The organism is Devosia sp. GW821-FHT12F11, from assembly GCF_058806655.1.
In genome coordinates this window covers 304111-321833 of record NZ_JBXAPX010000008.1, presented here as the reverse complement: position 1 = coordinate 321833, position 17723 = coordinate 304111, and the positions used below count along the sequence as shown (strand labels likewise).

Below are 17723 nucleotides of genomic sequence, written 5' to 3'. Positions count from 1 at the left end.
GATCCTAACTGTGCAGTTGCGGCGCAACGGCCTGAACGGCAATATGTTTCGCTAAAGTTGGTCGGAAGGTGTCCCGGTGACCCTCGCAATGGAAATGTTCGCGATCGCGCCCGCCACGGGCAAGGCGAACCTTTCCGCCATCCAGGATGGGTTGCTGGTCGGCAAGGCGATGTGGTTGAGCCGCGCCGCCAATGCCGGACTGCCTGTCGCCCCCACCATCGTCATCAGCCGCGCCGCCTGGAACGCGCTGCAGGAAGAGCGCAAGGCGCACGACGACCGGCTGCGCGTCCATTGGGTGGCGACGCTGTTCCGGCTGGTCGGCCGCAATGGCCGCCCGCCGGCGCTGGTGGTGCGCACTTCGAGCGCCGCGCACAGCACCGGGCTGATGCCGGCCCGGCCGGGGCTGAGCCCGCCGGCCAACGAGGCCGAGTCGGTCGATCCGGCCCGCCCGCTGGCGCGAGCCATCTCTGATGCCTTTGCCTCCTACGCCAGCTTCGATCCGCGACCGGAGCGGCAGATCGTCATCATCCAGGCCATGGCCGATGGCGACGTCCGGCAGTTCCTGACCCGCGATGCCCAGAGCGGCGCGCTCGGCCCGGCGCCGGTGAACGGCACCCCGTTCGGCCCGCTGCCGGCTTCGGCCACCGCTTTCGTCGACCTGCTCGATGCGGCGGCCGGCCAGCATCTGAGTTGCCTCGTCTCCGTCGAGGGTGACACCATCCGTCTGCTCTCGGCCCGCGCCGCGCCGGCTTCGGCGGCTGCCGAACTGGAGGCCGCCGTCGATCGCGTGGCGCGCGGACGCTGGACGCAGCGCGAGGCGGTGACCCATATCGATCCGGCCCGCCTGCAGCAGATGCTGCACCCGCGGCTGCGCTCACCGGAAAGCGCCACTGTGCTCGCCAATGGCCTGGGCGTCTCGCCGGGCGCGGCCAGCGGCGTCATCGTCTTCAACTCCGAAGACGCGGCGCGCATGAAGGCGCGGGGGCGTCACTGCATCCTCGTCGTCACCGAGACCGGCCCCACCGACATCGAGGGGATGAAGGCAGCAACCGGCATCCTGACGGCGCGTGGTGGCATGACCAGCCATGCCGGCGTCGTGGCGCGTATCACCGGCAAGCCCTGCGTCGCCGGGGTGCGGACGCTCAGCGTCAACCTCGCCGAGCTCACCTGCAGGATCGGTTCGCGGGAGTTTCGGCAGGGCGACCGCATCACCATCGATGGCACCGACGGCTCGGTTTATCTGGGCGCGCTGCCGCTGGCCCAGCCGCATATCGGCGGCGCCATGGGCAAGCTCCTTGGCTGGTCCGACGCCTCGCGCCGGATCAAGGTGCGGGCCAATGCCGAAACGGTCGAGGCGGTAAACACCGCGCTGAGCTTCGGCGCCGAGGGCATCGGGCTGGCGCGTTCCGAGCACATGTTCTTCTCGCGCGAGCGCCTGGTGGCGTTGCGCCGGCTGATCCTCTCCGAGGATGCCGACGATCGCGCCAAGGCGCTGACCGGGCTCGTCGACTTCCAGACCGAGGACTATTCGGCGATCTTCATGGCGATGCAGGGCCGGCCGGTGACGGTTCGGCTGTTCGATCCGCCGCTGCACGAATTCCTGCCGCGCACCGACGAGGATATCGAGGAGACGGCCGAGGGCCTGGGCCTCGAGGTGCGGGCGCTGAAGCTCCGGCTCGACCGCATCGCCGAGATCAACCCGATGCTCGGCCATCGCGGGGTGCGGCTCGCCATCACCTATCCCGAAATCCTCAAGATGCAGATCGAGGCGCTGTGCGCCGGGGTACGGGCGGCATCGGCCCGGCAGTCCGAGCCGGTGACGCTCGAGGTGATGGTGCCGTTCGTCTCGACGGTCTCGGAGGTGGTGGAGGTGAAGCGCCAGACCTACGCCATCGTCGAGCAGGCCGGCCTGCCGCCGGCAGCCCGTGAGCGCTTCGCCTTCGGCACCATGATCGAGCTGCCCCGCGCCGCGCTGCGGGCCGGGGACATTGCCGAGCATGTCGACTTCTTCTCGTTCGGTACCAACGACCTGACGCAGACCACCTACGGCATCAGCCGCGACGATGCCCCGGCCTTCCTCTCGGCGTACCAGCGCAAGGGCCTCTACGACCTCGATCCGTTCGTGACATTGGATCAGAAGGGCGTCGGCGAAATGATCACCATCGCCATCGAGCGCGGCAAGCGCGCCAACCCGAATTTGAAGATCGGCATCTGCGGCGAGCACGCCGGCGATCCGGCCTCGCTCTGGTTCTTCTCGCGGCTGGACGTCGATTACGTCAGCTGCTCGCCCTATCGCGTGCCGGTGGCGCGACTGACTTTGGCGCAGTGACGGGAGAGCCACCAGCCCCATCTCCCCCTTGGCGGGGGAGAAAGCGAAAACTTGGGCTTAGCGCAGCTAAGTCCTTAGTTTTCGCCAGAGAGGGGGCGCGGGGAGCCAACGTGCCCTCCAGGATCCCCTCTCTTGCGATTTCTAAGGCTTAGCGAAGGGCTAAGCCCAAGAAATCGCTTTCTTTCCCGCAAGGGGAGAGAGGATGAGAGGCCGGTGCGACGGAAATTTAAGTCAACCTGGCTGCCCCATTTCGCCCGCACATGGCCCCTTCTTGGCCATTTCCGGCCCGTCCTGACGCCAAATTTCCCCTGTTTACGGTCGGCTAACCCTAAACCCGCATTATCGCGAAAGCCGGCATTTGCGTCACAGTTTATCTAGATTGCCGGCGCGTCGTTTGTTGCGTTCGCGTGGATAGTAAAGCGTTCTGATGGCCCAGTACCGGACCACCCCGACGCGTCGGGCTCGCAATGAGCTCGCCGTGCTCAAGACATGCGCAGGTTTCGCGCTCGCAATCTTTGCCGTCGCCGGCTTGACCGGCGCTGCGCACGCCCCTGATGGCGGGTCGCGTTCGGCCTATGAGGCCAGCTTAACGCGGCCGACGCTCAGTCGTTCCGGCACCGATGTGATCATCACCGGTTCGATCGACAACATCTTCCTTTCGCAAAGCTTCGTCGGCGCCAACCGCGCCATCAAGCAGGACCGCGCCCGGCCCACCGTGGAACTAGCGGAACTCACGGCAAGCTTCGCCGATATCCGCGCCAAAATCGCTGCCGCCCGCAACCCCAAGGGCGCTGCACCGGAGACAGTTGAGACCGCGAAGGCTGACCTCTCGGACCTGACCAAGAGCGACACCAAGCTGCCCAAGGACATGCCGGTCGCCGTCGCCGCCCTGAACCCGGCCTGGACGTCGCCGGCGCTCGACGCCATCGAAGGCCTCGCCGGCACCGGCAGCGATGTGCCGATGCCGCACACCATGTCGCAGAAGCTCGCCTATGCGCGCGCCGACCTGCCGGCAACCGTGTTCGACGGTTCGGTGCTGAACAAGTCGGGCAAGAAGGTTTCCGACAAGGAAGTCTGGTGCATGGCCACGGCGATCTATTTCGAGTCCCGCGGCGAGAGCTATCGCGGCCAGGTGGCGGTGGGGCAGGTGGTGATGAACCGCGTCGCTCACAAGCTCTACCCCGATACCATCTGCGGCGTGGTGTTCCAGAACCAATCCAAGCGCAACGCCTGCCAGTTCTCCTTCGCCTGCGACGGCATCCCCGAGACGGTGAACGACCAGAAGTCGTGGAAGCAGGCCATGGCCATCGCCAAGGACGTGATCTCGGGCAAGGAATACCTGACCGAAGTCGGCTACTCGACCCACTACCACGCCACCTACGTCTACCCGCACTGGGCGCCGCGCATGAAGAAGAACGTGAAGATCGGCATGCACGTCTTCTACCAGTTCAAGCGCGGCTGGAAGTTCGGCTGATAAGGGGTTGGCACGGGATCGAATTCGCTCGATCGATGTCGCACGTTCCTTGTCCGCGAGGTGGGCTAGGAATAGTGTCGAGCTCTGGCCCTAGAAAGTTCCTCAAACTCGGTGTCATCCCAGCGAAAGCTGGGACCCAACTCGCCGCAGCACAAGTGGGTAGATGGGTCCCAGCTTTCGCTGGGATGACATCGGTGTGTGAGGCGATCGAAGTGGGTCAACTCGACCACCGTTCGCCACGATCATCGAAGACCCAGGCTCGATGTCATCCCCGCAAAAGCGGGGATCTCCGTTTGCCGCACTCTCCGCAAACAGAGGTTCCCGCTTTCGCGGGAATGACCCGGCGCAGGGGGCACACGAGGCGAGTAGAGGGTGACGTCAAAACCGCGCCATCTTCCGCTTCACCTTGTCGATGAAGCCCCTGAGGCCCGCCTCGGTCTGGTTGTTCATGTCGTAGAGCGCCAGATAGGTCGGCGGCATCAGCGTGCCGAAGGTGGCCCAGGCCCAGCGCCTGGCGAGGCGGCGCGGCGGGTCGCCCATGATCATGGTGCGGAAGCGATCACCGCCATAAGTGGTGACGTAGGCGACCTTCTTGATGTTCTTCATCCCGGGGATCAGCTTGCCCTTGTCCGGGGTGTCACCGCCTTCGAGCACGAACGACACGCCCGGCAGGAAGATCCGATCGAAGAAGCCCTTGAGGATCGCCGGATAGCCGTAGTTCCACACCGGGTGAACGAAGACGATCTTCTCGCAGGCGCGCAGCCGGTCGACATAGGGCTTGGTCAGCGCTGTCAGGTTGCCCGGCACGTCGTGATACTCGAGCCGTTCGGCGCGGCTCATCGCGGCCTGGAAATCCTCTTCGTAGAGGTTGAGCGCATCGACCTCGTCGCCCTTGGCCCGGAGCGCTTCGCAGACCGCGTGGAACAGCGCGCGGTTGTAGCTGGTTTCGACCGGGTGGGCGTGGACGACGAGGACCTTCATTCGGCGGCGCCGCCCAGTGTGTAGAGGCCGGTGAACAGCCAGGTGCGGCCCGACTCGAAATCGAAGTCCGGATCGTCCCAGGCGATCATCTTGCCGGGGTTGAGGATGCCCTTCGGATCGGCTTCCTTCTTGAACTGCAGCTGCGCCCGGTCGGTCCGCTTCATGCCGCCTTCCTCGAGCGTGTAGCGGTGCGGGTTGAAGACGAGGCAGCCATTCTCCTCGTGCAGCCGGATGATCTCCTCGAGCCGCTCTTCCGAACTGTAGCGGACGATCGGCAGGCCCGAGAACACCACGCGGCCGTCGAAGCGGGTCATCTCGATATGCATCGGCAACTCGTCGCCGAAGGTGTCGACTGCCCATTTCACATGCGCGAGATCGGGATACTGCGTCTGCAGATACGTGATGGTCGGATCGATCTTCAGGCCGCGCAGTGTCGTGTGGTTCCAGGCGAGCTCATAGATCGGCGGCAGCTTGGCCTTTTCCTCGGGGGTCAGCGTGTCGGCGCGATAGAGCAGGTCACCTTCGTGGAAGGCGACGAAGTCGACCAGCGCCGGGACCGCGGCAGGGGCCGCCATCAGCAGCACCACCGACTGCTCGCGGCTGCGGATATAGGGGCGGTGGCGGTTGAAATAGTCGTGCGCCACCGGTGCCGCGACCGGCGAGATCTCCTTGCAGAGCAGGCCATCCTGCAGCGCCACCTGCTCGGCGAAGGCGCAGGCATCGATGATGGAATCGAAGCCGACCATCATGTCGACCCAGTCGTAATGCGCGGTCAGCGGCATCTCGGCTTCGACGATGATGCCGTTGGTGCCATAGGCGTGCGCCACCTTGAGGATATCGGGGCCACGCAGGTCGAGGACCCGTGGCTCGGCCTCGCAGGTAACGACCTTCAGGCCCAGGATGTTGCCGAAATTGCGCAGGCCGCCCCAGCGGATCGAACCGACACCACCCGAGCCGCCGGCGATGAAGCCGCCGAGTGAGGCCATGCGATAGGTCGAGGGGTGGAAGCGCAACTCGCCGTTGACGGCGTGGATGGTCTGTTCGTCGAGCTGCTCGAGGATGACGCCGGCCTCGGCGCGCACCCGATCCTGCTCGATCTTGATGACCTTGTTGAGGTTCATCAGGTTGAGCATCGCGCCACCCGAGAGCGGCATCGCCTGGCCGTAATTGCCGGTGCCGGCGCCGCGCGGGGTCACCGGCACATCGTACTTGAAGGCCTCGCGCAGCACGGTGACGACCTCGTCCACGGAACGTGGCGAGACCACGATCTCGGCGGTGACGCCTTCGAGCTGCTGCTTCAGGCGCGGCGAGTACCAGTAATGATCGCGGCTCTTCTGCTGCACGATGCGCGGGTTGTCTTCGACCGGAATGTCGCCGAGAGCGGCGCGAAAGCCAGAGATGTCCATCAGTTACTCCATCAGGTCGTCGAGTTCGCGATAATCGGGAAGGCTCGTGTCGATCGCCTTGCCGGCGCGCAGCACGATGCGGTCATGTTGTGGGCGGGCGTTGAGTTCGGTCCAGCTGCGGGCCCGGAACAGTACGAGGTCAGCCGGCGCACCGACTTCGATCACTGCCTTGTAGGTGAAGCCGGCATGTGCGGCCGGGGCCGAGCCCACGGCACGGACCCAGTCCCACGCCTGGTCCTGCGGGTGATCGAACTGCAGGATGCGGGCGCCTTCGCGCAGTACCTCGACGCCGTCGAGATCGCCATAGGCGTAGAACGGGTCGCGGGTGTTGTCGGAGGCAATGGCAACGACGGCACCAGCGGCCTTGAACTCGTTGAGCAGCGTCGCGCCGCGGCGGATCGGGGTGCGGACGGTGCCGTTCGAGTTGACCCGGTCCTGCAGGTAGATGTTGCACATCGGCAGCGAGACGATGGCGATGCCGGCCTCGACCGACTTGTCGATGGTCAGGCGCTGGGTGCTCTCGTCCTGCACGGTGAGGACGCAGCAATGTCCGGCCATCACCTTGCCGGTGAAGCCGGTTTCGAGCACCGCCTCGGCAAGATGCAGCAGGGCATGCGCCGACGGGTCGCCGGTCTCGTCGGTATGGAGATCGAGATCGAGGCCCAGCTCACCGGCCTTCTCGACCACCCGCAGCATGGCTTCCTTCGAGCGGGCATATTCGGCGACCGAGCCGCCGAGGATACCGCCCGAGGCCTTCACCTGCTGCGCCACGGCATCGAGTTCCGTCGGGCTCACCAGCGTGTCCGGCCCGACAATGGAGACGGCTTGCAGTTCGATGCGGCCGGCCCAGCGCGTGCGCATCTCTTCGAACAGCGCCCAGCTGATCTCGTGCTGCGGCGGCGCGCTGTCGAGATGCGTGCGGATCGCCGCCGTGCCATGCGCATAGGCGCAGCGGAGCGCGAAATCGAAGCGGCGCTCGACATCGGCGGCAGCCCAGTTGCGCTCGCGATCGGCGCCGACGGCGAGCAACGCGCCAAGCCAGGTCCCATCCGGGTTCGGTTTGCGCGGCCAGATATGGCCCTTGTCGAGATGGGTGTGGATATCGACGAAGGCGGGAAGGATCAGTCCGGCGTCGAGATCGTGGCTCGGGCCGTTGATCGGCGCCGAACCCGCGGGACGAATGGCGGCGATGCGGCCGTCGACGATCTCGATGTCGATGCTCTCGACCTCGCCGCTACCGATCCTGCCGCGTGCGGCGCTCGGAATCCGGGCGTTGCGGAGCGTGACCGTACCGGTGGAGAGGGAGGGGGTGCCGTGCATTAGTGGTGCCCACCATCCACAGACGGCCCCCGCCCGGCCTCCCCCCTGAAGGGGGAGGTGAAGAGTCGAGGCCATGGCTCGATCGTGCCCAATACTCGATGCGGCACCTCCCCCCTTGTGGGGGAGGATGGGAGGGGGCCGTCTCTCTCAGTCAGCACGCTCAATTCTCCCGCTTCACGGCGCTCTCGTGCCAGCGGTGCAGCGACAGCCAGGCGATGAACGAGGTGAGGCCGAAAATGGCAATGCCGGTGCCGGTCAACAGGATCAGCGCCGCAAACAGCCGCGGGATGTTGAGCCGGTACTGCGATTCGAGCAGCCGGAAGGCGAGGCCCGAGCCCTGGCCCGCCGTGCCGGCCGCGAACTCGGCGACGACTGCCGCAATGAGTGCGAGGCCGCCCGCGATCCGCAGCCCCGCCATGAAGTAGGGCAGGGAGGCTGGGAGCTTGAGATAGATCAGCGTCTGCCAGCGCGACGCGCCATAGAGGTCGTAGAGGTTGAGCAGGTTATGATCGACGCTCTTCAGACCCGTGACCATGTTGGAGAGGATCGGGAAGAACGCCACGAGGAAGGCGATGATCAGCAGTACCGTCTGCGTCTCGGGCACATAGATCAACAGCAGCGGCGCGATGGCGATGACCGGCGTCACCTGCAGGATCACCGCGAACGGAAACAGCGCCAGTTCCACCCATTTGCTCTGCACGAGGATGATCGCCATGGCGACGCCCCCGATCAGCGCCAGGATCAGCGCCGTGAAGGTGATCCTGAGCGTCACCAGCAGCGACGGCGCCAGTGTCGGCCAGTCGGCGATCAGCGAGGTCACCACATCGCCCGGCGTGGGCAGGATGTATTTCGGGATGCCGTTGAGCACCACGGTGAGATGCCAGGCGATGACGGCCAGCACCAGCATGGCGACCGGCACCACGACGCGCAGCACGCGTTCGGTGTTGGAGGTGCGCGGCCGGAGAATGGCGACGGCGCTGTCGGTGCCGGCTTCGTCGTCCGGGGCGGTTTGCACGACGTTGCTCATCAATGCGTCCCCCCGCCGGCGTGGATGGCTTCATGCAGCGCATGCGACACTTCGTGGGTGGTCGCACGGTATTCTTCGGAGGTGCGGTACTCGGCGTCGCGCGCGCCGCTGGTCTTGAGCGGCATGTCGGCGAACACCTGGCCCGGGCGGGCCTTCATCACCACGATGCGGTTGCTGAGATAGGCACTCTCGAACACCGAGTGGGTGACGAAGATCACCGTGACGCCTGACTGTTTCCAGAGCCGCAGCACATCGTCGTTGAGCTTTTGCCTGGTGATCTCGTCGAGCGCGGCGAATGGCTCGTCCATCAACAGCAGCTTCGGCTTGGTGACCAGCGCCCGGGCGATCGAGACGCGCATCTTCATGCCGCCCGACAATTCCCTGGGATAGGCCTCGGCGAAATCGGCGAGGCCGACCGAAGCCAGCGTTTCCATGATGCGGTCGCGGGCGGCGGATTTGCTGACGCTCTGCAGTCGCAGCGGCAGGTAGACGTTGCCGAACACCGTTTGCCACGGCATCAGCGTCGGCTCCTGGAATACGAAGCCGACATCGCCCTCAGGCAGCCCCCGCGAATTGATCTTGGAGGAGGGCCAATCGATGCTGCCCGAGCTCGGCCCGCCAAGACCGGCAATGATCCTCAGCGCCGTGGATTTGCCGCAGCCCGATGGGCCGAGCAGGCTCAGGAACTCGCCGCGCTCGACGTCGAGCGACATGTCCTTGAGCGCCAGCGTACCATTGGAGAAGACTTTCGAGACGTTGCGCATGGAGACGACGGTTTGCGTCGATTTCGCTGCGGTCCCCGGCTCGGCGAGGGAGAGGTCAGTCAAGTGCGTGTGCCCACGTTAGGGTCGAACGGCGCGGGCGGGATTGCCCGCGCCGAGTTGGTTCTTAGAGCGCTTCAACGTTTCAGAGAAACGGCCAAACGCTCCAAGCATTGTTTTTGGTCGCGCTTTCGAACCGGAAAAGTCTGCAACTTTTCCTGAAAACGCTCCAGCTTACTTTGCCAGCTCTTTGCCAAGGCCGTGGCAGACCAGTTCAGTGGTAAATGCCTGCGTGTAGTCGATGCCGTCCGCAAACAGCCCGACCGCCTTCATCTGCTCGTAGAAGCTCTTCCAGCGCGCATCGGTCATGCAGCCGATGCCATTGGCTTCCGCGTCGCCGGAAACGACAATGCCGTATTCCTTCATCTTGGCGAGGCCATAGGCGAGCTGACCGTCGGTCATCTCGGGATTGTCCTTTTTGATCAGCTCGTTGGCCGCAGCGTTGTCGCCATAGAGGTAGTTGTACCAGCCGATGATGGTGGCCTCGACGAAGCGCTTGGCCACGTCCTTGTTGGCATCGTACCAGGGCTTCATCGTCTCGATGGTGGTCGAGTACGGCTCGAACCCGTTATCGGCGAGCAGGAATACCTGCGGAGCAAAGCCGGCCTGCTTCTCGATCTCGTAGGGTTCCGAAGTCAGGTAGCCCTGCTGGATCGCCATCTTGTCGGCGATGAACGGCGCCGGGTTGAAGGTGTAGGGCTCGAACTTTTCGTCGACGAAGCCCTTGTAGGCGGTCTTCATCCAGCTGAAATACGAAATGAAGCCATCCTTGGAGAGGATGTATTTCGAGGCGCCGGCGAGATCGGCGAAGGTCTTGAAGCCCGCATCCGGATGGGCCAGCAGCACCTGCGGGTCCTTCTGGAAGATCGAGGCGATGGTGATGGTCGGGATGCCTTCCTTGACCGCGTCGATCGCGGTGGTCGGGCCACCCATGTAAAAGTTGATCTGCCCGCCGATCAGCAGCGAGCGGTTGGCGCCCTGCGGCCCGCCCTGGCGGATGGTGACGTCGAGATTGTACTTGGCGTAGGTCCCGTCGGCGACGGCCTGGTAGTAACCGCCATGCTCAGCCTGGGCGAGCCAGTTGGTGCCGAAGCTCACCTTGTCCTGCGCTATGGCGCCGCCCATGCCCAATGCTAGCGTTACCACGCCAGCTGAAATGAGCTTGGTGAAGTCGATCATCGTTAGTCTCCCTGTTAAGGTATCCGCCGGGGCTTGTCCCCCGCCCGGCCGTTAGGCAAACTTCCATGCCCGAGGGCACACCAGACCATTCATTCCGCGCCGGATTGCAAAAGAAAAGCCCAAAATTGCGCCATTCAGCGAAGTGCCGCTGGAATAGGCAATGCGGTTCAGAATGGGGCTTACATTCGCAGTCGTTTGACGCTTAGCTGAGCATACACATCGGGGGTCCTGTGCATAAGCCGCTTTCGCCTACATCCATTCACCCCGCGTTCTCGCAATACAGCCTTGGTATCGAGGTCAGTTCGCGCTCGCGCTACGTGTTCTGCTCCGGCCAGATCGGCATCAAGGCCGATGGAACGATTCCCCCAGATTGCGCGGGGCAGACCCGTGTCTGCTTCGACAATATCGCCGCCGTACTGGCCGAAGCCGGCATGGGCTTCGGCGACGTGGTGAAACTCAATGCCTTCGTCACGGGCCGCGAGCACCTCGCCGAATACATGAAGGTGCGAAACGAGTTGTTCCCCGAGCCGTTTCCGGCTTCGACGCTGATGATCGTCAGCGGTTTCGCCCGGCCCGAGTTCGTCGTCGAGATCGAGGCGATCGCCGCGATTCCCAGCTGACTTCAAGGGCATTTCGCCGTTTCCTCTAAACGGCGAAATGCTTCAAGTCTTTGATTTGTCGCCCCTTCGCGCTGCAAGAGACCCTAAATGACCTACCGCAAGATCTGGTGGAACGACTTCTCCGCCTTCGAATTCCATGGCATCGACCCCAACAAGACCATCGCGGTGTTCCCCACCGCCGCGGTCGAGCAGCATGGCCCGCATCTGCCGGTGGGGACCGACACCATCATCAACCAGGGGCACCTCGACCTCCTGGTCGAGCGTGCGCCTGCCGACCTCGATATTCGCATCCTGCCGGTGCAGGCGATCGGCAAATCCAACGAGCACATCTGGCAGACCGGCACGCTGAGCCACACGGCCACCAACCTGATCGATGCCTGGACGCAGATCGGGCTCGAGATCGCCCGGGCCGGCGTCAAGAAGGTGGTGTTCGTCAACTCCCACGGCGGCAACGTCTCGATCCTCGACATCGTGGCGCGCGAGCTCAGGGTACGCGCCGGCATGCTGGCGGTGAAGACCGGCTGGAGCCAGTACTGGCCCAAGGACATCTATTCCGACGTCGAGAACCGTCACGGCATCCACGGCGGCGACAGCGAAACCTCGGTGGTGATGCACCTCAGGCCCGAGCTGGTGAACCGCGACAAGCTGCAGGACTACCCTTCGGTCGCGGCGCGTGACGAGCAGGCCTACAAATACATGCGGCCGATCGGACCGACGAGCTACGCCTGGATCGCCAGCGACATCAACCCGCTCGGTGCCGCCGGCGACGCGCACCTCGCGACCCCCGACAAGGGGCGGATCACCGTCGAAACCGCAGTCGGCAGCTTCATCGAGTTGCTGCGCGAGGTGGAGCGATACCCGCTGCCGGGAGGCCGCGACTAGAGGCGTGGTTGCCCACGCCCTCGGTCGAGTTGCGCTCCCCCGAGCAACCCGCTAATCCCAGCTCATGCAGCAGTTTCAATCCCAGTCCGACACGCTCAGCCTCGATGGCAAGCCCATGAGCTTTGCGAGCCTGGCGCGCGTCGGAGCGCGGGCGGTTTCGCTCTCGGCCGATGCCGCCGCCATGGCGCGGGTCGATGTCGCCCGCAAGGTGGTCGAGGACAAGATCGCGCGCGGCGAGCCGGTGTACGGCGCCAATACCGGCGTCGGTGCGATGAAGGATGTCGAGTGGTCACCCGAAGACCTCGAGACGTTCAATCTCGGGCTGGTGCGGGCGCATCATTTCGGCACCGGCGCGCCGTTCCCGAGTTCCGTGGTGCGAAGCGCCATGGCGATCCGGGTCAACACCGCGCTGACCGGGCGCGTCGGCTGTTCGCGCGGGCTGGTCGACGCCTACCTGGCGCTGCTGGACAAGGATGTGGTGCCGGTGGTGCGGCGCACCGGCTCGATCGGCACCGCCGATATCGGCCTGATGGGCCAGATCGGGGCAGTGCTGACCGGCGTCGGCGAGGCGGTGTACCAGAACCGGCGCATGTCGGCCGAAGCGGCGCTGGCCGAAGCGGGGCTGCAACCCTGCCGCATGGCGCCGCGCGACAGTCTCGCTTCGATCAGCGTCAATGCCGTGGGCTTTGCCGCGGCCGCCGAGGCGGTGCGCTCTGCCGCCACCGCGATGCGCATGCTGCTCGCCACCAGCCTCACTACGGCCGGGGCGCTCGGCGCCTCGCGCGATCCGTGGAAGGCGGTGGCGCATGTGGGGACCGAGCGCGAGGCCGAGATCGGCGCCTGGCTCTACCACAACGCCATGGGCTGGGACTGGCCCAACGCCACGCATGTGCAGGATCCGCTGTCGCTGCGCATGATGGCGCAGGTGTTCGGCTCGGGCTTCGATACGCTGCTGGTCGCGGGCCGCACCGTACTCGCCGCCACCGGCCGCACCGACGACAATCCGGTGGTGGTCGATGGACAGGTGCTGACCTCAGGCGGCTCGCTGCCGCTCGACGTGACCATCTACCTGCAGACGGCGCAGCTGGCGCTGGCGCATGCGGCGCGCAACTCGTTCAACCGCTGCGTGCTGTTGTCGAACGGCGCGCGGCGCGACCTGCCGATCAATCTCGTGCCGCGCGGCGCCATCGCCACCGGCTTCGGCCCGATCATCAAGCTGGCGGGCGAACTGTTCGCGCGGGCCCTGTCGATGGCGATGCCGGTCTCGGCGCAATCCCTGGTCGTCGCGGCGGGGCTCGAGGACGAGGTGTCGTTCCTGCCGCTGGTGGTCGAGCGATTCGAGCGGCAGGTGCGGGCGCTGAAGCGCCTCGCGGCGCTCGAGGGTCTGCTCTCGGCGCAGGCGATGGACATTCACGGCGATCGCCCGAGTGGTGTGCCGGCGATGATCTACGAGAAGGTGAGGAAGCACGCGGCCTTCTATCAGGTGGACCGGCCGCTTTCAGCCGAAGTCGAGATCATCGAAAGCGATCTCGGTTCCGAACAGAGCATGGCGGAACTGATTTCCCACGCGCCCATTCCTGCACTGGACGAGTTTTTCGCACTGGGCCCCGTCGCGTAGCACGCCGGAGTATGACTTTTCCTTGGTGCCCGTATAGGTTTGGCGCCAATTCCGGCCCAGGGAATGCACGGCCGGAACAATAAGGAGACCATCATGCTTTCGAAGAAACTGCTCGGCGCCGCTGTCGCGCTGGCCTTCACGGTGACCGCTGCGAACGCCCAGGTCGTCGTGTCGTCGAAGATCGATACCGAAGGTGGCTTGCTCGGCAACATCATCAGCCAGGTGCTGCAGGCCAATGGCGTCGCCGTGACCGAGAAGATCCAGCTCGGCGGCACCCCTGTCGTACGCCAGGCGATCACCGCGGGCGAGATCGACATCTATCCCGAGTACACCGGCAACGCCGCGTTCTTCTTCGAGAAGGCCGACGACCCGCTGTGGAACGACGCTGCCAAGGCGTACGCCGAGGCCAAGAAGCTCGATTACGACGCCAACAAGATCGTCTGGCTGTCGCCAGCTCCCGCCAACAACACGTGGGCCGTGGCCGTCCGCAAGGATGTCGCCGACGCCAACAAGCTCGCGACCTTCAGTGAGCTCGGCGCCTATATCGCCGGCGGCGGCAATATCAAGCTGGCCGCCTCGGCCGAGTTCGTCTCGTCCCCGGCCGCCTTGCCGAAGTTCCAGGAAGTCTACGGCTTCACCCTGAAGCCCGACCAGTTGGTGACGCTCTCGGGTGGTGACACCGCGGCGACTATCGCTGCGGCCGCGCAGCAGACCAACGGCGTCAACGCCGCCATGGTCTACGGCACCGACGGCGGCATCGCCCCCTCGGGTCTGGTGGTGATGGCCGACGACAAGGGCGTGCAGCCGGTCTACGAGCCGGCCCCGATCATCCGCGAGGCGGTGCTCAAGGCCAATCCGCAGATCGAGGAGCTGCTGAAGCCGGTCTTCGCCAAGCTCGACCTGACCACGTTGCAGACGCTCAACGGTCGCATCCAGGTCGGTGGCGAGGCTGCCAAGGACGTCGCCATCGACTGGCTGAAGACCAACGGCTTCCTGAAGTAAGCTGCCGCACGGTCAATGCATTTTGGGGGTGGGCAGGACGACTGCCCACCCCTAGTGTTTTGGGCATGACGCGCTTCGGCAATGACCACCGCCTGTCATCCCTGCGAAAGCAGGGACCCATCGCCCAGCCCGCGCTGGCTGCGAGTTGGGTCCCTGCTTTCGCAGGGATGACATCGAGTATGGAGCGAGACCGGTGACCGACGCTGCGATCGCCGCACCGACACGAAGCTTCGCCGCCGACAAGCTCGGCGTGCTGATCGCCGCGCTGGCTGCCATCGCTGCGTTCCTGCCTTTCGCCGCCTTCCGCGCCAACCGCATCGTGCTTGGGGAAGCCAAAGGCCTCTTCGCCGCACTCCCCGGCTGGGAAGCTGCTGTCCTCGCCGTGGTGTTGGCCGCAGGCATCGGCATCGCCCTGTTCCGGACGCCAACCCTGTGGCGGCTTGCCACCAGCCTCGCGGTGCTGGCGCTGCTGTTCATCGCCATCGGCCACGCCGGCACGTTCCTGACGCCACCGGGTGACAAGATCGCCCGCGTCTCGCCGGGCGCCGGTTTCTGGCTGCTGATCTTTGCCTTCGCGCTGCTGGCGGCCGACGCCATTGCCCGGCTGAAGCTGAAGCCGTGGACGCGCATCGGCGTGCTGGCGGCGGTAGCCTTGTTCTTTGCCGTGCTGCTCGGCTCGGGCACGCTCAACGATCTCTCGATCCTCCGCGAATATGCCAACCGCGGCGATACCTTCTGGCGGGAGGCACAGACCCATCTGGCACTTGCGCTGGGTTCGCTCGCCGCGGCGACGGTCGCCGGCATTCCGATCGGCATCCTCTGCCATCGCAGCGATGCGTGGCGCGCGCCGGTGCTCAATGTGCTGAACGCCATCCAGACCATCCCGTCGATCGCGTTGTTCGGTCTGCTGATCGCGCCGCTCGCCTGGGTGGCAGCGAACATCCCCGGCGCTTCCGCCGTCGGCATCTCCGGCATCGGCGCGGCGCCGGCCATGGTGGCGCTGTTCGCCTATTCGCTGCTGCCGGTGGTGGCCAACACCGTGGTCGGCCTCGATGGCGTGCCGCCCGCCGCCAATGATGCGGCCAAGGGCATGGGCATGACCGACTGGCAGCGGCTGGTGACCGTCGAGTTTCCGCTGGCCTTTCCGGTGATCCTCACCGGCATCCGCATCGTGCTGGTGCAGAATATCGGCCTCGCCACCATCGCCGCGCTGATCGGCGGCGGCGGCTTCGGGGTCTTCGTGTTCCAGGGCGTCGGGCAGACGGCGATGGACCTGGTGCTGCTCGGCGCCGTGCCCACCGTGGCGCTCGCCTTCGCCGCGGCGGTCGTCCTCGATGCAATTGTCGAAATGGTCTCGCCCAAGGATAGCCGCCGTGATTGAGATCGAAGCCCTCACCAAGGACTATCTCGAGCTGACCGTGGTCGACCATGTCAGCCTCACCGTCGCCGATGGCGAGATCGCGGTGATCGTCGGCACCTCCGGGTCGGGCAAGACCACGCTGTTGCGGATGATCAACCGGCTGATCGAGCCGACCTCGGGCACGGTGAAGATCGACGGACAGGATACCCGGGCCGTGCCGGCCTTCGAGCTGAGGCGCCGGATCGGCTACGCTATCCAGGGGCACGGGCTGTTCCCGCATCGCACGGTGGGCCAGAACATCGCCACTGTGCCGACGCTGCTCGGCTGGGACAAAGCGAAGATCGCGGCACGGGTGGATGAACTGCTGGAGCTGTTCCAGTTGCCGCCGGCCGAGTTTCGCGACCGTATGCCGAGCGAACTGTCCGGCGGCCAGCAGCAGCGCGTCGGGGTGGCGCGAGCCCTCGCCGCTGAGCCGAAACTGCTGCTGATGGACGAGCCGTTCGGCGCGCTCGACCCGATCATCCGCGCCAAGGCGCAATCGGACCTGCTCGCCATCCAGAAGCGCTTCGGCACCACCATCGTCTTGGTGACGCACGACATGGAGGAGGCGATCCATCTCGGCTCGCGCATCGCCGTGATGGATAAGGGGAAGCTCCTGCAATACGCGCCGCCGGACGAGATCATCGCGCGGCCGGCAACGCCCTTCGTCGCCGAGCTGATCGGCACCGGCGAACGGCCGTTCCGGCTGCTGTCACTGGGCAAGGTCCGTGATCTGGTCGAGCCCGGCCCGGCCCAAGGCGAGCCGATTTCCGCCGATGCTTCGTTGCGCGACGCCTATGCCGAGTGCCTGTGGACCGGCCGCGAGATGCTGCCGGTGGTCGATGCCGACGGCGCCGGCATCGGCCGCATCCGCCGGGACGACATCGCCCACAAGGCCGAGCGCCCGCAATGAAGCCGGGGCTGATCATCCGGCTGCTGGTTCTCGCGCTGTTGGTGGCGTTCATCGTCACGCCCGAGAGCTTCGCCTGGGTGTTCCAGCCGCTGACCAGGAACGGCCAGCCGCCGATCTACATGCAGAACTCGCTGCTCAACCTGACCGTAAGCCACCTGACCATCGTCGCCATCGCCACCATCGCCTCGACGCTGCTGGCGGTGGGTTTGGCCATTCTCGTCACCCGGCCATTCGGCGCCGAGTTCCTGCCGTTGAGCCGCTCGCTCGCCAATATCGGCCAGACTTTTCCGCCTGTAGCGGTGCTGGCGCTGGCCGTGCCGGTACTGGGCTTCGGCACTGCGCCGACGCTGGTGGCGCTGTTCCTCTACGGGCTGCTGCCGATCTTCGAGAACGCCCTTACCGGGCTCACCACCTTGCCGCCGGCCGTGACCGAGGCGGCACGGGGCGTCGGGATGACCGACCGGCAGCGGCTGCTCGGTGTGGAATTGCCGCTGGCAACGCCGGTGATTCTCGCCGGCATCCGCCTCTCGGTGGTGATCTCGGTGGCGACGGCGACTATCGGCTCGACCGTTGCGGCCTCGACGCTGGGCGAGGTGATCATTGCCGGGTTGCTCAGCAACAACCTCGCCTTCATCGCCCAGGGCGGGCTGGTGGTCGGCGTGATGGCGGTTCTGATCTATGATGCGCTTTCGGCGCTCGAGCGGATGCTGATGGCCCGCACCGGCCAGCGCCGAGTGCAGTCGTAGGAGCCG

General features: G+C 65.5%; 15 protein-coding genes. 9 read left to right on the top strand and 6 right to left on the bottom strand.

Features of this window, described 5'->3' with window-relative positions:
* The first annotated feature begins 76 nt into the window (after window positions 1–76).
* Both AC1ROK_RS23000 and AC1ROK_RS22995 read left to right on the top strand, forming a co-directional pair.
* Window positions 77–2329: a putative PEP-binding protein gene (locus AC1ROK_RS23000; protein ID WP_492851258.1), complete on the top strand. Its 2253-nt coding sequence runs from the start codon at window positions 77–79 to the stop codon at window positions 2327–2329.
* 478 nt (window positions 2330–2807) lie between these two features.
* Window positions 2808–3803: a cell wall hydrolase gene (locus AC1ROK_RS22995; protein ID WP_492851256.1), complete on the top strand. Its 996-nt coding sequence runs from the start codon at window positions 2808–2810 to the stop codon at window positions 3801–3803.
* Window positions 3804–4181: 378 nt separating this feature from the next.
* Here AC1ROK_RS22995 and AC1ROK_RS22990 read toward each other — a convergent pair whose 3' ends face one another.
* The 6 genes from AC1ROK_RS22990 to AC1ROK_RS22965 form a co-directional block, all read right to left on the bottom strand.
* Window positions 4182–4784: an NAD(P)H-dependent oxidoreductase gene (locus tag AC1ROK_RS22990; protein WP_492851254.1), complete on the bottom strand. Its 603-nt coding sequence runs from the start codon at window positions 4782–4784 to the stop codon at window positions 4182–4184.
* Window positions 4781–6193 carry an FAD-binding oxidoreductase gene (locus tag AC1ROK_RS22985; RefSeq protein ID WP_492851329.1) on the bottom strand — a complete coding sequence of 471 codons (1413 nt, stop codon included), beginning with the start codon at window positions 6191–6193 and terminating at the stop codon, window positions 4781–4783. Before AC1ROK_RS22985 ends, AC1ROK_RS22990 begins: the two co-directional genes overlap by 4 nt.
* Window positions 6194–7510, bottom strand: a complete 1317-nt coding sequence (locus tag AC1ROK_RS22980; RefSeq protein ID WP_492851252.1) for a cytosine deaminase — start codon at window positions 7508–7510, stop codon at window positions 6194–6196.
* Between the two features lie 160 nt (window positions 7511–7670).
* Window positions 7671–8537: an ABC transporter permease gene (locus AC1ROK_RS22975; RefSeq protein WP_492851250.1), complete on the bottom strand. Its 867-nt coding sequence runs from the start codon at window positions 8535–8537 to the stop codon at window positions 7671–7673.
* Window positions 8537–9301 carry an ABC transporter ATP-binding protein gene (locus tag AC1ROK_RS22970; RefSeq protein WP_492851327.1) on the bottom strand — a complete coding sequence of 255 codons (765 nt, stop codon included), beginning with the start codon at window positions 9299–9301 and terminating at the stop codon, window positions 8537–8539. Before AC1ROK_RS22970 ends, AC1ROK_RS22975 begins: the two co-directional genes overlap by 1 nt.
* Window positions 9302–9532: 231 nt before the next feature.
* Window positions 9533–10537, bottom strand: coding sequence for an ABC transporter substrate-binding protein (locus AC1ROK_RS22965; protein ID WP_492851248.1), 1005 nt, complete (start codon window positions 10535–10537; stop codon window positions 9533–9535).
* A gap of 230 nt (window positions 10538–10767) precedes the next feature.
* On the opposite strand from AC1ROK_RS22965, the gene AC1ROK_RS22960 reads away from it, so the two are divergent.
* The 7 genes from AC1ROK_RS22960 (at window position 10768) to AC1ROK_RS22930 (ending at window position 17717) form a co-directional block, all read left to right on the top strand.
* A complete protein-coding gene (locus AC1ROK_RS22960; RefSeq protein ID WP_492851246.1) occupies window positions 10768–11157 on the top strand; it encodes a RidA family protein in 390 nt (129 codons plus the stop codon).
* 87 nt (window positions 11158–11244) lie between these two features.
* Window positions 11245–12039: a creatininase family protein gene (locus tag AC1ROK_RS22955; RefSeq protein ID WP_492851244.1), complete on the top strand. Its 795-nt coding sequence runs from the start codon at window positions 11245–11247 to the stop codon at window positions 12037–12039.
* Window positions 12040–12103: 64 nt separating this feature from the next.
* Entirely contained in the window at window positions 12104–13657 is a 1554-nt protein-coding gene (locus AC1ROK_RS22950) for an aromatic amino acid ammonia-lyase (protein ID WP_492851242.1), read from the top strand.
* A gap of 93 nt (window positions 13658–13750) precedes the next feature.
* Window positions 13751–14659, top strand: a complete 909-nt coding sequence (gene osmF, locus AC1ROK_RS22945) for a glycine betaine ABC transporter substrate-binding protein OsmF (RefSeq protein WP_492851241.1) — start codon at window positions 13751–13753, stop codon at window positions 14657–14659.
* A gap of 193 nt (window positions 14660–14852) precedes the next feature.
* Complete coding sequence (locus tag AC1ROK_RS22940) at window positions 14853–16040, top strand: ABC transporter permease (protein ID WP_492851239.1); 1188 nt, start codon at window positions 14853–14855, stop codon at window positions 16038–16040.
* A complete protein-coding gene (locus tag AC1ROK_RS22935; protein WP_492851237.1) occupies window positions 16033–16971 on the top strand; it encodes an ABC transporter ATP-binding protein in 939 nt (312 codons plus the stop codon). Before AC1ROK_RS22940 ends, AC1ROK_RS22935 begins: the two co-directional genes overlap by 8 nt.
* Window positions 16968–17717, top strand: coding sequence for an ABC transporter permease (locus AC1ROK_RS22930; protein ID WP_492851235.1), 750 nt, complete (start codon window positions 16968–16970; stop codon window positions 17715–17717). The genes AC1ROK_RS22935 and AC1ROK_RS22930 overlap by 4 nt, the downstream gene beginning before the upstream one ends.
* Window positions 17718–17723: the final 6 nt, after the last annotated feature.

What these genes read in the sequence shown, in the direction of transcription:
- AC1ROK_RS22990 (WP_492851254.1), bottom strand. Translation starts at nt 4,784, where the DNA reads ATGAAGGTCCTCGTCGTCCACGCCCACCCGGTCGAAACCAGCTACAAC.
- AC1ROK_RS22980 (WP_492851252.1), bottom strand. Translation starts at nt 7,510, where the DNA reads ATGCACGGCACCCCCTCCCTCTCCACCGGTACGGTCACGCTCCGCAAC.
- AC1ROK_RS22975 (WP_492851250.1), bottom strand. Translation starts at nt 8,537, where the DNA reads ATGAGCAACGTCGTGCAAACCGCCCCGGACGACGAAGCCGGCACCGAC.
- AC1ROK_RS22970 (WP_492851327.1), bottom strand. Translation starts at nt 9,301, where the DNA reads ATGCGCAACGTCTCGAAAGTCTTCTCCAATGGTACGCTGGCGCTCAAG.
- AC1ROK_RS22965 (WP_492851248.1), bottom strand. Translation starts at nt 10,537, where the DNA reads ATGATCGACTTCACCAAGCTCATTTCAGCTGGCGTGGTAACGCTAGCA.
- AC1ROK_RS22955 (WP_492851244.1), top strand. Translation starts at nt 11,245, where the DNA reads ATGACCTACCGCAAGATCTGGTGGAACGACTTCTCCGCCTTCGAATTC.
- AC1ROK_RS22950 (WP_492851242.1), top strand. Translation starts at nt 12,104, where the DNA reads ATGCAGCAGTTTCAATCCCAGTCCGACACGCTCAGCCTCGATGGCAAG.
- osmF (WP_492851241.1), top strand. Translation starts at nt 13,751, where the DNA reads ATGCTTTCGAAGAAACTGCTCGGCGCCGCTGTCGCGCTGGCCTTCACG.
- AC1ROK_RS22930 (WP_492851235.1), top strand. Translation starts at nt 16,968, where the DNA reads ATGAAGCCGGGGCTGATCATCCGGCTGCTGGTTCTCGCGCTGTTGGTG.